The sequence below is a fragment of the Pelatocladus sp. genome, from assembly GCF_059505505.1.
Map to the genome: position 1 here is coordinate 16,279 of NZ_JCACKS010000217.1, position 17,032 is coordinate 33,310.

General features: G+C 40.5%; 14 protein-coding genes. 6 read left to right on the forward strand and 8 right to left on the reverse strand.

The genetic code is table 11. The annotated features are described in order from the left end of the window. Nucleotides 1-39 precede the first annotated feature (39 nt). A complete protein-coding gene (locus AC5JMK_RS19385) occupies nt 40-1,740 on the forward strand; it encodes an NAD+ synthase (protein WP_495910842.1) in 1,701 nt (566 codons plus the stop codon). Between the two features lie 453 nt (nt 1,741-2,193). Here AC5JMK_RS19385 and AC5JMK_RS19390 read toward each other — a convergent pair whose 3' ends face one another. Further along, complete coding sequence (locus AC5JMK_RS19390; RefSeq protein WP_096675444.1) at nt 2,194-2,514, reverse strand: hypothetical protein; 321 nt, start codon at nt 2,512-2,514, stop codon at nt 2,194-2,196. Nucleotides 2,515-2,882: 368 nt separating this feature from the next. Then, on the reverse strand, nt 2,883-3,506 hold the full coding sequence (locus AC5JMK_RS19395; RefSeq protein ID WP_495910831.1) for a tetratricopeptide repeat protein: 624 nt from the start codon (nt 3,504-3,506) through the stop codon (nt 2,883-2,885). 693 nt (nt 3,507-4,199) lie between these two features. Here AC5JMK_RS19395 and AC5JMK_RS19400 point away from each other — a divergent pair. Then, nucleotides 4,200-4,526: a YbjQ family protein gene (locus tag AC5JMK_RS19400; RefSeq protein ID WP_096675446.1), complete on the forward strand. Its 327-nt coding sequence runs from the start codon at nt 4,200-4,202 to the stop codon at nt 4,524-4,526. Between the two features lie 404 nt (nt 4,527-4,930). Continuing rightward, nucleotides 4,931-5,566, forward strand: a complete 636-nt coding sequence (locus AC5JMK_RS19405) for a hypothetical protein (protein WP_096675447.1) — start codon at nt 4,931-4,933, stop codon at nt 5,564-5,566. 165 nt (nt 5,567-5,731) lie between these two features. Here the strand turns inward: AC5JMK_RS19405 and AC5JMK_RS19410 are convergent, their stop codons facing one another. The 5 genes from AC5JMK_RS19410 to AC5JMK_RS19430 all read right to left on the reverse strand — a co-directional run bounded on the left by AC5JMK_RS19410 (nt 5,732) and on the right by AC5JMK_RS19430 (nt 12,661). Next, entirely contained in the window at nt 5,732-5,989 is a 258-nt protein-coding gene (locus AC5JMK_RS19410) for an NDH complex assembly factor CRR9 (RefSeq protein WP_495910832.1), read from the reverse strand. A gap of 33 nt (nt 5,990-6,022) precedes the next feature. Further along, nucleotides 6,023-6,796: a DUF928 domain-containing protein gene (locus AC5JMK_RS19415; RefSeq protein WP_495910833.1), complete on the reverse strand. Its 774-nt coding sequence runs from the start codon at nt 6,794-6,796 to the stop codon at nt 6,023-6,025. Between the two features lie 200 nt (nt 6,797-6,996). Next, entirely contained in the window at nt 6,997-9,099 is a 2,103-nt protein-coding gene (locus AC5JMK_RS19420) for a M3 family metallopeptidase (protein ID WP_096675450.1), read from the reverse strand. Nucleotides 9,100-9,638: 539 nt separating this feature from the next. Next, nucleotides 9,639-12,515 carry an isoleucine--tRNA ligase gene (ileS, locus tag AC5JMK_RS19425; RefSeq protein ID WP_495910834.1) on the reverse strand — a complete coding sequence of 959 codons (2,877 nt, stop codon included), beginning with the start codon at nt 12,513-12,515 and terminating at the stop codon, nt 9,639-9,641. Beyond that, nucleotides 12,512-12,661, reverse strand: a complete 150-nt coding sequence (locus tag AC5JMK_RS19430) for a hypothetical protein (RefSeq protein ID WP_495910835.1) — start codon at nt 12,659-12,661, stop codon at nt 12,512-12,514. Before AC5JMK_RS19430 ends, ileS begins: the two co-directional genes overlap by 4 nt. Before the next feature lie 636 nt (nt 12,662-13,297). Between AC5JMK_RS19430 and AC5JMK_RS19435 the strand changes: the two genes are divergently transcribed. Together AC5JMK_RS19435 and AC5JMK_RS19440 are read left to right on the forward strand one after the other, a co-directional pair. Continuing rightward, a complete protein-coding gene (locus AC5JMK_RS19435; protein ID WP_495910836.1) occupies nt 13,298-13,519 on the forward strand; it encodes a hypothetical protein in 222 nt (73 codons plus the stop codon). After that, nucleotides 13,516-14,193: a DUF3267 domain-containing protein gene (locus tag AC5JMK_RS19440; RefSeq protein ID WP_495910837.1), complete on the forward strand. Its 678-nt coding sequence runs from the start codon at nt 13,516-13,518 to the stop codon at nt 14,191-14,193. The genes AC5JMK_RS19435 and AC5JMK_RS19440 overlap by 4 nt, the downstream gene beginning before the upstream one ends. Nucleotides 14,194-14,405: 212 nt before the next feature. Here AC5JMK_RS19440 and AC5JMK_RS19445 read toward each other — a convergent pair whose 3' ends face one another. Then, nucleotides 14,406-15,167, reverse strand: coding sequence for a Ycf66 family protein (locus AC5JMK_RS19445; RefSeq protein WP_096675452.1), 762 nt, complete (start codon nt 15,165-15,167; stop codon nt 14,406-14,408). A 328-nt stretch (nt 15,168-15,495) separates the two neighbouring features. On the opposite strand from AC5JMK_RS19445, the gene gnd reads away from it, so the two are divergent. Next, complete coding sequence (gnd, locus tag AC5JMK_RS19450) at nt 15,496-16,926, forward strand: NADP-dependent phosphogluconate dehydrogenase (RefSeq protein ID WP_096675453.1); 1,431 nt, start codon at nt 15,496-15,498, stop codon at nt 16,924-16,926. The last annotated feature ends 106 nt before the right edge of the window (nt 16,927-17,032 follow it).

Sequence of the window (17,032 nt, forward strand, 5' to 3'; positions counted from 1 at the left end):
CAATAACCAATGACTAATGACTAATGACCATTGACTATTATGAAAATTGCGATCGCTCAACTCAATCCTACCATTGGTGATTTACCAAAAAATGCTCAAAAAATCCTTGAGGCTGCACAACAAGCAGTAGCAAAAGGCGTGCGTTTATTGTTAACACCGGAACTGTCTTTGTGTGGCTATCCTCCACGAGATTTATTATTAAATCCCAGTTTTATTGAAGCAATGGGTATTACCTTGCGACAATTAGCTAGAGATTTACCACCAAAATTAGCAGTATTAGTCGGAACTGTAGAAGAAAATTTCCAAGCAAAAAAAACTGGTGGTAAAAGTTTATTTAATAGCATTGCTTGGTTGGAAGCGGGTAAGGTCAAACAAATTTTTTACAAGCGCCTTTTACCTAGTTATGATGTCTTTGACGAACACCGCTATTTTGAACCAGGTTTGCAAGCGAATTATTTCACTCTCGATAATATCAATATTGGTGTCACTGTTTGCGAAGATTTGTGGAACGATGAAGAATTTTGGGGCAAACGTAGTTACACTGTCAACCCGATTGCTGATTTAGCAATTTTGGGTGTGGATTTGATTGTGAATTTGTCCGCTTCACCTTACACCCTCAGCAAACAAAGGTTTCGCGAAGCCATGCTAAGTCACAGTGCAGTACGTTTTCGCCAACCGATTATTTATGCTAACCAAGTGGGTGGTAATGATGATTTAATTTTTGATGGTAGAAGTTTTGCGTTAAATCGTCAGGGTGAAATTATTTGTCGATCGCGTGGATTTGAAACTGATTTATCAATTATTGAATTTGATCAAGAAGCACGGGATTTAAAGTTAGGTTTGATTGCGCCTAATTGTGAATGTGAGGAAGAAGAAATCTGGCAAGCTTTAGTTTTAGGTGTGCGAGATTATGTCCGTAAATGTGGTTTTAATAAAGTAGTTCTGGGTTTAAGTGGTGGAATTGATTCTTCTGTTGTGGCTGCGATCGCAACAGCAGCACTTGGTAAAGAAAATGTCCTCGGTGTTCTCATGCCTTCTCCCCACAGTTCTAAGCATTCCATCACTGATGCTTTGGCATTGGCAGCGAACCTTGGTATTAAAACTAATACATTGCCCATCGGTGATTTAATGCAAGTATATGACAAAACCTTTGCAGATTTATTTGCTGATCATGAGTTTGGACTAGCAGAAGAAAATATTCAATCTCGAATTCGGGGTAACTTATTGATGGCTATCTCGAATAAATTTGGTCATCTTCTCCTCTCAACAGGTAACAAATCAGAAATGGCTGTTGGTTACTGCACTCTTTACGGTGATATGAATGGTGGTTTAGCAGTCATAGCCGATGTTCCCAAAACCCGCATTTATGCACTATGTCTCTGGTTAAACCGCAACAGCAAAATTATTCCTCACAACGTCCTTACCAAAGCACCCAGCGCTGAACTTAAACCTGGTCAGGTTGACCAAGATTCTCTACCACCCTACGATATCCTTGACGATATCTTGCAACGCCTGATTCAAGATCACCAGTCACCCGCCCAAATTGTCAGCGCTGGACACGATGTAGCCATTGTTGATAAAGTGATCAAGATGGTAGCTAGGGCAGAATTCAAGCGGCGACAAGCACCCCCAGGATTAAAAATTACAGATCGCGCTTTTGGTACTGGTTGGAGAATGCCTATTGCTAGTAATTGGCTGGCTGTTAAAAATGTTTATCAGACTTTGGAACGAGTAAGATAGAGAACATCCCAAATGTTTAAAATCCCAGCAGACTGGAAGTCTGGGGCTATACAGACAAAACCTGCCTACGCAGGCTAGAATTAGTCCGCGCAGGGCGAACATCGCTCTTGTTTTTTCAAAAATTGGGATGCTCCCATAAGATACTTATCCCAGAGTTTAAAATTAGGGTGGACAAACAGTCCACCCATATCCATTTAATAAACTTCCTTTATACACCAAAAGAGATAAAAATTCTTTGTGTCTTGGGACCTTAGTGGTTCAAAAATTTTCACCACCAAGTCATACCATTTCACGTTAATCACGATACACATAAATTTTGTAGAGACGCGATATATCGCGTCTCTACAGGGTCTGTATTTGTATCAGATTTTTTGTGAAATGGTATCACAAAGGAACTTAGTAAATATTTTCAAGACAACATTATGTAAAAAAATCAGTATTTTGGAGTACTGCTTATTTTTTTGATTCAAGCCAATTTAGAAACTCGCTAATCTCACCACCTGAAGGGCGATCGCTAGCAAATTGTTGATATAGAAATCGTAGTTTAGCAACACTGAATTGCGATATTTTTTCATCAGCCCAAAATTCCAGTTCGCTTTTAGCATCATCTAATGCTTGTTCTTCTGTCGGTAGCCAAAATTTGAGGAATATCTTGCCTTCCTTATACAGGAAAATATCAAAGCCAAGCCTGTTTTCTAGTTCGTATATTTTTGCCTGACATTTACCTACCTGTAAAGTATGTAGTAACTTTTGCTTATATTGTATATGTAGCATTTTCACCCCTAAATACGTTTTTATGACTCAGAGTTAGATTGACATTTTTTACCAGTGAATTTCAGTGATACAAATCACTCTTATGGATAATTGACAAAAAGCTTTTACTCTGCTGGTAAAAATAGGGAAAATCGCCAAGTAATTAGGGCGACTGCACAGTAAGCGACTATTTAACACCTGCTTTTGCACGGTGGGCATTGCTCACTCCACAATTATAAATAAATAGTGTTAATAAAAGTTAACGCGATGCTAACAACGCATTATATGGAAGAAGTGGAATATTTGTGCGATCGCCCTGTGAACGATTATGGTAAGTCTATCTTAGAAGATATTTTTGTAGAACTAACTGGACATCAATTAAATTAATATTACACGCCTAATTCGCGTAGAGTAGCTTCCATTCTAGTAACGCTTTCATACTTACCCTGTTGTTCGTACAAATCACGCGCTTTTCTAAAAATAGCGATCGCTTCTTTGGCTTTACCTTGTTTTTTTAACATTGTCCCCCGTAACTCATAAACTTGGGGATTTTTGGGAGCAAGTTGCACTGCTTCTTCATAAGCCCATTGAGCACTATTATAGTCTCCCAATCGTACTAAAACAGTGCCTAAACCTATATAGGCATTGACATTACCACGGTTTATCTGTATTGATTTACGATAAGCGTTTTTCGCTCCGTTATTATCACCTAAGTTACCACTGATATAACCTAAAGCATATTGATAATCACTATTATTGGGATCAAGAGCAACAGCCCGACGATAAGCAGTTAATGCGGCGGAGAAATTTCCTTGTAAAGCATACAGATAACCTATGCCAGAATAGATAGAAGGGTTTTTTGGCTCTAGGTTTGCTGCTTGTTGGTATACAGCGATCGCACCACTATAATCGCCTGTCTCTACTAATCTGCGTCCTTGTTCTAACAGGTCTTTTACCTCTTGAGTGCTTTGGCGCTGTACTATTAATACCTGAGCCTGAGTCACTGAAGGCATTATTGTAGCAATGCTTCCTATTAAAAGAACACTAAATAACAATGAAGTTCCTTTGTACACAGCAAACAACCTGAAAGTTTGTGCCAATTGAACAGATTTTCTCTGATTGTTTGTCCATTAAAACAAAAATCTTTTCTTTTGCAAACTCCATATGCTTATTTTTTACCAAATATTCATAAGATTTCTCGTTTTTGCTTTTTTGGTCGATAGCTAATTTATAGCATCTGCTTTGATAATTATAAATATTAGCAGCAATCAATAGCCAATCATCGCAATACTTGAATTATTGGTTATAAATAATACAAAATTCTAATTTTAAACTCAAAATTCTAACTATTGGGGCATGACGAGCCAAATTGATAAAGCAGACAATAGAATTATCTTGAAAAGGGGTATAAGTAGGTATGTATGAATGAATGTAATAAAAATCATATTTTCATCTTACCTATAAGGATTTTAGGGTGAGGGACTAAGAGGTTGTTTGAAAAGTGGTCTATTGTGATTTTAAGCACCTGTATATTGCCCATAGCACTGCTTGAAAAGGGGGGAAACTGAACTAAAAAATCCCTCTTTTTAAGGGGGATTTAGGGGGATATACAACGTTTTACTACCGACAGCAGGACTTTTCAAACATCCTCTAAGAGTTTCCTGTTCCCTACCTCTACAAATGAATTTAATTTTGTGCAATTACTTATGATTTTAACTACAACTGACGTGATTCAAGGAGCAATTATCCAATCATATTTGGGTATTGTGACAGCCGAAGTCGTTTACGGAAGCAATTTTCTACGAGATTTCTTTGCAGGTTTGCGAGATATTATTGGTGGACGCACTGGTAGCTACGAGCGCTTATTTGAAGAAGGTCAACACAAAGCACTGGCAGAATTAGAGCAACGAGCATTACGTTTAGGTGCAGATGCAGTTATTGGTATTGAAATTGATACAGGTACAATCAATGTTGATCAGTCAGGAGTATTACTATTAATCACAGCTACAGGTACTGCTGTGAAGATGCGTTAGAAAAGTTACAGCCCAATTACTTTTCAAACAACCTCTAAAAAGTCACATCTGAAATTTCTAATCATATATATTCTCCATCTGTGATTGCCAAGCTATTTATTATGGAAAACTAGTATAGATACTTGATAACAGTTGTAGAAAGAAAAAACTATATATTAGTTTACATTTTTTAATCCAAATTAACGTATTTTGTCATCCAAATTTGCTGTCATTATTGTGATTTTTTATTACAAAAAAACACAAAATATCACACGCCTTACTGTTAACAAAACCTAATACTCAAGGTAGATATATTAACTCTTTCTGTTGATAGATATGAAAAAGTATAGATAAGAATTTAATTTGGAGATAACTAACAAAATATCAGAAGAAAAATTAAAAAATTAATCAGGAGAAATTAATTTATGTCTTACGTAAATCGTGGCACTGGTGAAGTTATTAATGAACCTGTTGGAGTGACTCCAGTAGTTGATTACCATGACCGCGTTCGTTGGGGGCCGATTATTTCTGGCTTACTAATTGCGATCGCCACTCAATTAATTTTAAGCGCGATTATTGGTGCGCTTGGAGCAGGTAGCATTGAAGCTTCAGGTAGACCAAGAACCATAGCGCCTAATATTGCTGGTAATGTTGGTATTTGGTCAACTATAGCTTTGTTAATCTCCCTTTTTACTGGTGGTTGGGTGACAACCCGCGCCTGTGGCCCTATGAACCGCAATACAGCTCTCCTCAACGGTGCGATTCTCTGGGCTACAACTTTAGCAGTTAGTTCTTGGTTACTGGCTAGTGGTGTATCAGGCGCTTTTGGTATTGCTGCTTATAATGCAGGAGAAGTGATTAACCAAATTCAGCAACCAGGTGGTGTAGCTGTACCACAAAACTTACCCAACCTTACCGCTCAACAAGCTCGTGAAGTTGCAGCAAATATACGTTCTGGCTTATGGTGGTTTGTTTTTGGCTCTTTACTAGGTTTAATTGCTGCTATGATTGGAGCGGTTGTTGGCGCTCGTAATCCTCGCAATCAGACAAGCTACAGGTAAGGTTAGTGGTTAGTAGTTAAGTTTTAAAGTTATACCATTTCCATACAAAGATGCATAGAAAGAACCCCACCCACCCCCCAGAGGGGTGGGTGGGGTTAAAATAATGTGCAGCTTTACAGAGAATTGGTATTAGTAAGTAGTAGTTAACTAATAACCAATAACTATTTACCATTTTAAATAAGCTGCTTCTACACCCTTTTCTCGCCTAAGTTTACCATCTTTTTCAAACCAGTCAATTACTTGCTCTGTTGTCAAATCTTCAATAGCAACATTGTACTCTTGGGCGATATGCTTCAAAAGTTTTAATGATGAAATAGTCAATCGCGATAAAAACTTTTCTGAGGAAGATAATAAAGCTGCATCTACTTTTGCTGACTCTTCCAAAGTTAGAAACTGTTCTGATGGTTGTTGAGATATTACCATAAGCATTACATGAAACTTTTCGTCTCTTACAACTTAACGTGGGGGACATTGTTGACGCAAAGGCTGTTTAGCTAAGTAATCTAACTCTATCTGCTGTAATAAACTTGTCCAAATATCAGAAACTTTGGTGTCCGATTGGCTACAGGCGCGTAACTCCACTACTGTTGAGAGTAAATCAAACCATAAACCTTGTTCAGCGTAGACAGAAAGACGTTCTCTTGAAGTTGATCGCTTTAATCTGTTAGCTACATTATTCTTGATAGCAACTCGCTGCACCCAGCCGTGTACACTAATTACAGAGCGGGGAGAAGGGTCTTGTATATCGCAAACTATCGAGACAGACCACTGATAGGTTTGATTGATTGTCAAAGGCTGAACTTGATCATTATTAGGTAAAGTTAAACTTGTGATAGTAGCTTTACTGCTGGGTTTAAAATTAGTTTGATATACCAAATTACGTGGACGCAACTTTTCATCTACTGTGTGGAGAGAAAATAGCATCGTTTGAGCCGTATTGTCAGGTATATACCAGAAAAACTTGGGATACGCAGCAGTTGTCAATCCTAGATTAGTTGATGGTAACAATAAGACTAAAAGTGGTTGCTCGCCAAAAATACAGCCACCTCTACGTGTACTACCATTTTCCCGACGTCCGGGAAGACTCTTGGTTGGAACCTTGACTTGGACACTTCCACTTTGCTGATTGCGGTTGTTAACCTGATTTGGTTTACTTGAAGTTTGTGGTTTAGCAATTGTCTGTGTGAAAGCTACCGAAGGTAAACCACACAGAAGTAATTTTAAAAGCAAAGACAGGCTTATTTTGAGATAATTTGGGCGATACATTCAAGTTAAAAATTTACAACTGTCTCACCGAAGACCGTATCCACCCACACTCAGACGTAATTAACTTATCCTCGTTCCTAATCCACAGTTTACCATAAGTAATCCTGCTGGTTTGTAATGAGCGCTAAAGCGCTCAATTAAGCACGCTTGGTGCTGACTACAAACTAAGCAGCGATTAAACCATTGTGCCTCAGCAAGGCTTCAGTACTAGGTTCGCGACCCCGAAAAGATTTAAACACTTCCATAGGATGTTTGCTACCACCGAGTGCTAAAACCGTATCACGGTAGCGTTTACCTGTAGTTTTTACAGCTTGTTCGTCTTCTAAACCAACTTCTTCAAAAGCAGCAAAAGCATCTGCACTCAGTACTTCTGCCCATTTATAGCTGTAATAACCTGCGGCGTATCCACCTCCGAAAATATGTCCAAAAGCACACAAGAATGAATCTTCTGGTAACGGAGGTATGACAGTAGTTGTTTTGGCAATACGATCGCGTACATTTTTAGGAGTTTCACCACCACCAGGATGGTAACGGTGATGTAGTTCGATATCCAACAGGCTAAAGTGGAGTTGACGCAACGTCGCGCTACCACTCATGTAATTTTTGGCTGCTAATAGCTTTTGATAATAATGTTCTGGCAAAAGTTCGCCTGTTTCGTAATGCCTAGCCATGCCAAATAAAGTAGCTCTGTCATAGCACCAGTTTTCCATAAACTGGCTAGGTAATTCCACCGCATCCCATTCGACATTATTAATACCCGCTGCTGAAGTATAATCTACCTTCGTCAGCATGTGATGTAAACCATGACCGAACTCATGGAATAAAGTCTCTACTTCCGAGAAAGTCATCAGACTAGGCTTACCATCAACAGGTGGTGTCTGGTTACACACCAAATATGCCACAGGTAAGCGAGTCTGACTTACACCATTTTCCGTGACTTTACCCCGATTAATACAGATATCCATCCAAGCACCACCGCGCTTTTCCGCAGGACGACTGTAGGGATCTAAATAAAAATAGGCGATCGCTTTACCCGTTTCATCAGCAATTTGGAAATATCGCACATCCTCATGCCAAACTGGTGCTTGACCATCAGCAGAAGTCACACTCACACTAAATAGTCTTTTCACCAATCCAAACAAGCCATTCAACACTTGGGGAAGAGGAAAATAGGGACGCAATTCTTCGGCGGTAAAAGCAAACTTTTCTTCTCGCTGACGTTCAGCCCAAAACGCCATATCCCAATGTTTTAAATCATTGGTTTGAGCAACTCCCTTACTTGCAGCAAAAGCTTTTAATTCTTCTAACTCCTTGACAGCAGCATCATAGCTAGCACCGCGCAGTTCCTCCAACAGCTTTTCTACAGCCTCGACATTAGGAGCCATTTTACTTGCTAAACTAACTTCTGCATAAGTCTTGTAGTCAAGTAACTCTGCTAATTCTTGACGCAATTTTAAAATGCGCTCAATGATGGGATTATTATCCAACTCTCCCTCAGCAGCACGGCTGACATAAGCTTTGTAAAGCACCTCCCGCAAATCCCCGCGAGTGCTGTATTGCATAAAAGGATAGTAACTGGGAAAATCCAAAGTGATGCGCCAAGGGCCATTTTCAGGAGTAGCATTTTGTGATCCCGCATCTCGTGCAGCTTGTGCGGCTAAACTCAGTAAACTAGGCGGTAAACCGTCTACTTCTTCTTTCTTTGTCAGCGTCAAGCTAAAAGCTTTAGTTGCATCCAAAACATGATTAGAGAATTTAGTAGAGAGTTCCGCTAACTCCATTTGGATATTATTAAAGCGATCGCGTACTTCACCTTGTAAACCCACGCCAGAAAGTTCTGCATCACGGATCGCAGCTTGGACAATGCGCTGTTGGGCCGAGTCAAAACCATTCCAAGCATCACTCGCACCAACGGCTTTAAAAGCATTGTAAATTGGTTGACTTTGACCAAGCTTATTAGAAAACTGCACCACATGAGGCTGCACAGTTTCAAAAGCTTCCCGCAGTTGGGGGCTATTTTTCACACCCATTAAATGGTTGACAACACCCCAACTCCAACTCAGACGTTCTGTGATTTTTTCTAAAGGTTCTACTAAACCACTCCAACTAAGCTCAACATCAGCTTCCAAGTTGGTTAATTCTTGTTCTAATTCTGCCAGTAACTGATTAAACGCTGGCACCACATGTTCTGGTTTAATGTTTGCAAAGTCAGGCAAACCAGAACCTTTTAATAAAGGATTATCTGTAATAATGGCGTTTACACTCATGGTTTTACGTGAACACCCGCTCTATATGGGTTAATTGTGATTTTCTTTCTTCATCTTCTAATGTAGCGATTTTACGTCTTAGTCATTAGCCAATAGTAAGTAGACCTCTTGCAAAAATATTTTTACCCCACCCTAACCCTAAGCGTTTACGGCTACGGTGTACACACAAGTTATCGAATTGCTACCAGTTCTCGAATTACCCCTCCCTAACCCTCCCCTTGCAAAGGCTACGGTGTACACACAAATCTAGGTTGAGCGCATCTGTACCGCCTCGGAATAAATTCCGAGTCTCATAGCGCAAGTCCTCTGAAGAGGACTCAAAAAAAAGTTTGTTCCAGTCCACTTGAGTGGACTTTCGCTATGAGCCTGGAACTTTAGTTCTAGGCGGGATACTCAAACACTGTCCTAGTCAGATTTATCTGACTTTAGCTATTAGCCTATAAATTTATTTATTGGCGGGATGAAAAGCTGACGCAAGATATCAAGTACCCTAAAGTGTCTACCCTCTACATCCTTATAACCTGATTTGTGCCTCCTACTTAAAACTCTGCTGCTAATGCAGCAACACACCGTTCACAAATCAACGGATGTGCTGCATTTTCTCCCACATGAGTAGAGTAATTCCAGCAGCGATCGCATTTTTCCCCTTCTGCTTCTAGTACACCAATTCTCCACTTATCAGCTTGCAAGTTATACTTTGAACCTTGCAGTTTTTCTGGTGTATCCGCTAATTCCACTTGGGAGGTAATGAATAAGTAGCGGAGTTCGTCTACACTGTTGCTGTTACTAGCCTCTAGTGATTTGATGGCACTCAATAATTGTGCATCACTGATGTAAAGCAAAATTTTCGCTTCTAGGGAGGAACCAATCATTTTTTCCACCCTAGCTTGTTCCAACACCTTATTGACATCAAGGCGAATATCACGCAGTTGTTGCCAAAAAGCTGCTAGTTCTGGATTATGCCAGTTTTGCTGCAACTGTACCCAACCAGATTCAAACACTGATTTATGGGGAGTTTTGTAGGGAAGATATTGCCAGATATCCTCAGCTAAGTGAGATAATACAGGTGCGATCGCCTTAGCTAAATTTTCCAGTGCATACCAATACACTGTCTGACAACTGCGACGGCGCAAAGCATTATTGTTACTGATGTACAACCTATCTTTGGCGATATCCATATAAAAATTGGATAAATCCACCACGCAGAAGTTCTGCACTGTTTGGAAAAAGCGGAAGAATTGGAAGCTATCAAAAGCTTCTGTCACTTCTTGGAAAACTTCCGTCATCCGGTGCAGCATGTATTTATCTAGCTGCGGTAATTGCTCATAGGGTACAGCATCTGTTTCTGGGTCAAAATCATGTAAATTACCCAGTAGATTTTTGGCCGTGTTACGAATTTTGTTACGGATATCAACCAGTTGTTTGATGATATTGCTACCCAAGCGCTGATCAGAAGTGTAATCTACCGATGACACCCACAATCGCAATACATCAGCACCGTAAGCAGGATCTTTTTTCTGGTCTTTACCTCCCTCAATTACCATATTTGGATCAACGACATTTCCCAGGGACTTACTCATTTTCCGCCCTTGTTCGTCGAGGGTAAAGCCATGTGTCAACACGGTTTTATATGGCGCACAGTTGTTAACCGCGACACTAGTAAGCAAACTCGATTGGAACCAACCCCGATGCTGGTCTGAGCCTTCTAAGTATACATCCGCAGGATAGCGTAATTCTGGACGCTGTTTGAGTACAGCTGCCCAAGATGAGCCAGAATCAAACCACACGTCCATCGTATCTGTACCTTTACGGTAGGTGCGCCCATTATTGTGATATGGTTCTGGTAGCAATTCCTCAACTGATAATTCCCACCAAGCATCAGAACCTTTTTCGGCAATAATTGCTTGCACGTGGGCGATGGTTTCCTCGTTTAGCAATGGTTCACCGTTGGCTTCGTCGTAAAATACCGGAATTGGTACACCCCAACTGCGCTGACGGGAGATACACCAGTCAGAACGATCTGCAACCATCGGTGTGATTCTATTTTCACCTTGGGCGGGAATCCATTTTGCAGAAGCGATCGCTTTGAGTGCTTCTTCGCGGAATCCTTCTACTGAAGCAAACCACTGTTCTGTGGCGCGGAAAATTGTTGGTTTCTTTGTCCGCCAGTCATAGGGGTATTTATGCAGGTAAGGTTCCTCTTTCAACAAAGAACCAGCAGCGCTCAAAGCATCAATTACCGCCTGGTTTCCATCACCAAGCACGTTCAATCCAGCAAATTGTCCTGCTTCGTCGGTAAAGTTACCATTGTCATCAACTGGCGCTAAGACAGGTAGACCATAACGCTGACCGACAATGTAGTCTTCTTGACCGTGACCAGGTGCAGTGTGGACTAAGCCAGTACCAGACTCAGTGGTTACATAATCGCCACCAATTACAATTGGGCTTTCACGGTCATATAAAGGATGACGATAGGTGGAATGTTCTAAATCTTTCCCTTGAATTGTGGTTTTTACTGTTAACGGAGTTTCCAGTGTGGCAGAAAGGCGTTCTACTAAATCCGCAGCAACAATTAAGTATTTAAACCCTGAATTTTCCTGAAGTCCAGTCACTTCTACGACTGCGTAATTTAGTTCCGGGTTCAATGCTACAGCTAAGTTACCAGGAATTGTCCATGGTGTCGTTGTCCAAATTGCTACACTTAATTTTGGTAGAAATTCTGATAGTTTAGATTTACTCGCCTCCGATAAACTCGTCACCCCAAAAGCAGCGTAGATACTGCGAGAAGTGTGACCCTCTGGATATTCTAATTCTGCTTCTGCCAAAGCTGTTTGAGAACTGGGACTCCAGTGTACTGGTTTCAAACCACGATAAATGTAACCTTTTAACACCATTTCTCCGAATACACCAATTTGTGCGGCTTCGTATTCTGGCGTCAATGTTAAATATGGATGTTCCCAATCACCCCAAACACCGTAGCGTTTGAAACTATTGCGCTGTTCGTTGACAGCATTTAAAGCAAATTCTTTCGCTTTTCGTCGTAGTTGTAAAGGTGTCAAGTTTTGCCGTTCGGCGGCTTTCATGTTTTGTAAAACTTTTAACTCAATTGGCAAACCGTGACAGTCCCAACCAGGTACATAACGAACTTTACGACCACGTAAAAGTTGGTAGCGATTAATAATATCTTTGAGAATTTTATTTAAAGCATGACCAATATGCAGAGAGCCGTTTGCATAGGGAGGCCCATCATGCAGTATAAATAATTCGCCGGGATTGTTTTGAGATAGGCGATCGTAGACTTTATTTTCTGCCCAAAATTTTTGAATTTCGGGTTCGCGCTTGCTAGCGTTTGCCCGCATATCAAATTTAGTTTTGGGTAAGTTTACAGTATCTTTATAACTTCCAGTTTCTGTCACAGTTTCATGCCTGAATTAGCAGCAAATGATGTTCCAATAATTATAGAATCCACATGCCCAGAACGGCTATTTTCCCCCGTCTTCTCTAACGCCTTGGTGGCGACTACAGAGCCAATTGCGATCGCAGCAGTAGTGAAAGGTTCCATGTGCTACTTTGCTGATGTGCATTCTACTTAATTTATGAATACACGAGTTTGCTCTGCAATTACGCAATTTCAATCAAAATTTTTGATTTCGTTAGGACACAAGTTGCTGTCGTTAGGACACAAGTTGCTGTCGTTAGGACACAAGTTGCTGTCGTTAGGACACTAAGTTGTGTCGTTACAACACTAAGTTGTGTCGTTAGAACATTAGACCTCTTGCAAAAATATTTTTACCCCACCCTAACCCTAAGCGTAAACGGGGAGGGAACTAAATCTTCCCCCCGTTCACGGGGGGATTGAGGGGGGTTCATTCGACTTTTGCAAGAGGTCTGTTAAACATACTACATAGAAACTAAAATTTCTAGCCAAAAACTGAAAAGTAAAACTCCGCTCATACTTTCACAAATTGGCTTTTCCCAGACTTTCTTGTTATCTACTCTAGAATTCCACAATTAACCGATAGCTTAAATACTTATATAGCGCTTCTCGGTTGTGTGCAATACGCTGCGCCCAGACGTTACATGTAACGTCTTTACATTGTTCATGGCGGTGTATTTGATTCAAATGAGAACCCCTATAGTCAATAAATACTTTTGACGATTTTAGCTTCAAAATGATGAATCGCAAGATATATTAATCATGAATAGCGCTACCAATAATGAACCTGTCTATATATTTCGCCTAACTCCAGAGATATCTTTGATTTGGACTGTGTTAGGTACATTGCTATTGATAATATCAGGAGCTGCGGTGAGTTGGTTTTATCAAACAATTCACGGACAATCATTAAATTTCAGTATTGAAAGTTCACCTCTATCTATCCGGTCAGTAATTTTCATATTTGCAAGTTTGCTGCTATGACCTTCGGAACTATCGTTGTCCATGAATTGGTACATGGAATTACTTTTGCTGCTTTTGGTGGTTCACCGCGTTATGGTTTTAAGATTAAGTATTTGTTACCTTTAGCGTATGCCACTTCACCAGGAGATCGTTTCAAGCGTAATAAATATATTCTCATTGCACTGGCACCGCTAGTAGTAATAGATGTGGTGTGTTTGATATTGTTAGCAATTTTTCCTCAAGCTTATTGGTTAGCTTGGGTCATAGTATTTAACACAGCAGGTGCAATTGGCGATATTTGGATGGTGGCGCAACTTTTACGCTGTCCGCAGTCAATCAAAATTGAAGATCGTGCAGAAGGTATGGCAATTTATGCTCCATCTAGTGTGAGTTTACAGAAACTTCCTTTTCGTAGAACTGAACAACGTAGACCTCATTATTTAACAATAACTTGGTTAAATACCAGTTTAAAAGTTTTTCTATTATTAGTTTGTTTAGGATTTTTGCTGATACCAATTATGAAAATTTTGGAAGTCCCTTCTTTCGTAGTTGGTACAGAAATACTCTGGTTTTTCCGTTGGTATAACACCAAACAAGGGTTTGGTATTGTCATCCAATGGGGTAATTTATTTATATTATTAATCGCGTTATTTTTAATAGGATTATTATTTTACAGGTTTCGGAAAAAGAGTTAGATATCAAATTTTTTAAATAAGCGGAGATGCGACCTTGCTCGCATCTCCATCATGATCGCGAACGTAGCTTTGTCCCAATACGGTTCGATTAAGGATTTTTCGTCATAATTTTGGGATTGTACCAGACGCGATATATCGCGTCTGGTACTGGATTTAAATGTTAATCAATTTGTCTTATCCGAACCGTATTGAGCTTTGTCCAGTTTATTGAACTAACCAGCCTGATTATTGGGTGGTGTTTGCTCAGTTTGGGCTTCTGCTGGTGGCGCAAGTTCAGCATCAGGAGCAATTTCTTCAACAGGAATATTTTCTAATTTTTCTGTCACTTCTTCTGCTTGAGCAGCAGCTTCTTTAGCAGCTTCTACCAATTCAGGTGATGGAGGATGGGGTGGAATTGCTTCTGCTGTTTCGGTTGTGGCTTCAGTATCAGTAGTCACAGATGTATCTGTAGGTTTTTCTAAAGTTGTGCTTGTTTCTGATGTTGGTTCATCTGTGACAGTACGATTATCGACAATTTCAACCGTTGATTTTTCTGTAGGTTGAGGGATTTCTGGTGTCTTTTTGCTCACAGTCTCTTGAACACGATTTTTTGCACCAGAGAAAATCCCACCGATACTACTCTGTATCTGCCCTAAGCGTTGGGGAAGCGATAATTTAGTAACCTGTTGCTGAATCGTATTTTGCACTACTTCGGTACTAGGTACAGGAGTTTGTTGTGCAGAAGGTGCTAATTGACGACGTAATGAAAGTGTTTGCCAACCAAACCAAACTAAGAGCGCCACACTAGCAATATGACCTAGTAAAAGACCTCCGGTAATACGTGGTGCAAACACCCATAACATCAACGCGTAAAACAGTCCTACACCACTCCAGATAAAATCATTTTTACGGTGAATTTCTGGGAAAAAGAAAGCTGCTAAGTAAATAGCTATACTACCAAGACCGACTGTCAGTGCTAGGACATTTGCCAGCATTTCGTATTTCTCCTTAACTACGTCATGATTAGAGATTGGGGATCGGGGATTGGGGATCGGGGATCGGGGATTGGGGATTGGTTATTAATCTTTTACCATTGACTGTTGACTATTGACCATTGACCATTGACCATTGACTGTTGACTATTGACCATTAACTAATTTTGCAAGAGAAGTGTTGATTTCGATACAAATTAAAATTAATTATCTGTGTAAGTTGTGCATTTCTACTCGGTCGCTGAACTTTTAATGTCTTCTTTAGGGGAGAAGCGAAAATCTCGGACTACCCTTAAAGATAAAAGATCACGAAGAGTTAGCCAAAAAATCTATGACACTACAAAGCTTTGGTGTGATTGGCTTGGCCGTCATGGGGGAAAACATCGCTCTCAACGTTGAGCGTAATGGCTTCCCTATTGCCGTTTACAATCGCTCACGCGAAAAAACCGACAAGTTCATGGCGGAGCGCGCTCAGGGCAGAAACGCTAAAGCTGCTTTTACCCTGGAAGAGTTTGTCGCTTCTCTAGAACGTCCCAGAAGAATCCTAATCATGGTACAGGCTGGCAAACCTGTGGATGCAGTGATTGGCCAGCTCAAACCTTTGCTTGATGAAGGTGACATCATTATCGATGGCGGTAATTCTTGGTTTGAAGATACAGATAGACGCACTCAAGAACTGGAACCTGCCGGATTCCGGTACATTGGTATGGGTGTAAGTGGTGGTGAAGAAGGGGCGCTCAATGGTCCTTCTTTGATGCCAGGAGGTACTGAAAGCTCTTATCAGTATCTATCGCCGATCTTCAATAAAATTGCCGCTCAAGTTGATGATGGTCCTTGTGTTACCTATATTGGGCCTGGTGGTTCTGGCCACTACGTAAAAATGGTACACAACGGCATTGAGTATGGCGATATGCAGCTCATTGCTGAAGCCTATGATTTGCTAAAAAATGCTGGTGGATTGGATCACAATCAACTGCACGAAGTATTTACAGAGTGGAATACCACTGACGAACTCAATTCGTTTTTGATTGAGATCACCTCCAACATTTTCCCCTACATCGACCCAGATACAAATTTGCCTTTGGTCGAATTGATTGTAGATTCGGCTGGACAAAAAGGTACTGGACGTTGGACTGTGCAGACAGCGTTGGAGTTGGGGGTTTCCATACCGACAATCACCGCAGCAGTAAATGCTCGGATTATTTCTTCCTACAAACAAGAGCGTGTAGCAGCATCCAAGGTACTTACAGGGCCTACTGGCAAATATAGCGGCGCAACCAAAGATTTTGTCAACATGGTGCGTGATGCCCTGTATTGCTCAAAAATCTGTTCTTACGCTCAAGGGATGGCGTTGCTATCCAAAGCTTCACAAACATACAACTGGAATTTGAAGCTGAGTGAATTGGCGCGAATTTGGAAAGGTGGCTGTATTATTCGTGCTGGATTCCTAAACAAGATTAAGAAGGCTTTTAACGAAGACCCAGCATTACCTAACCTATTGTTAGCGCCAGAATTTAAGCAAACAATTCTCGATAGACAGGCTGCTTGGCGGGAAGTATTAGCAACTGCTGCTAAATTGGGAATTCCCGTACCAGCATTTAGTGCATCTTTAGATTACTTTGACAGCTATCGTCGCGATCGCTTGCCACAAAATCTCACTCAAGCTCAACGCGACTACTTCGGCGCACATACCTATGAGCGCATTGACAAACCAGGTTCTTTCCACACGGAATGGGTTCCAATTACTGAAGCATCCCATTAAATCTTCATCAAGTTATAAACTGGGAAGATACAAAGTGGCCCTGAATTTCAGGGCTACTTTTTTAGTAGACATCGCTAAAATATCATTGAAAAATCTAGCTATAAGC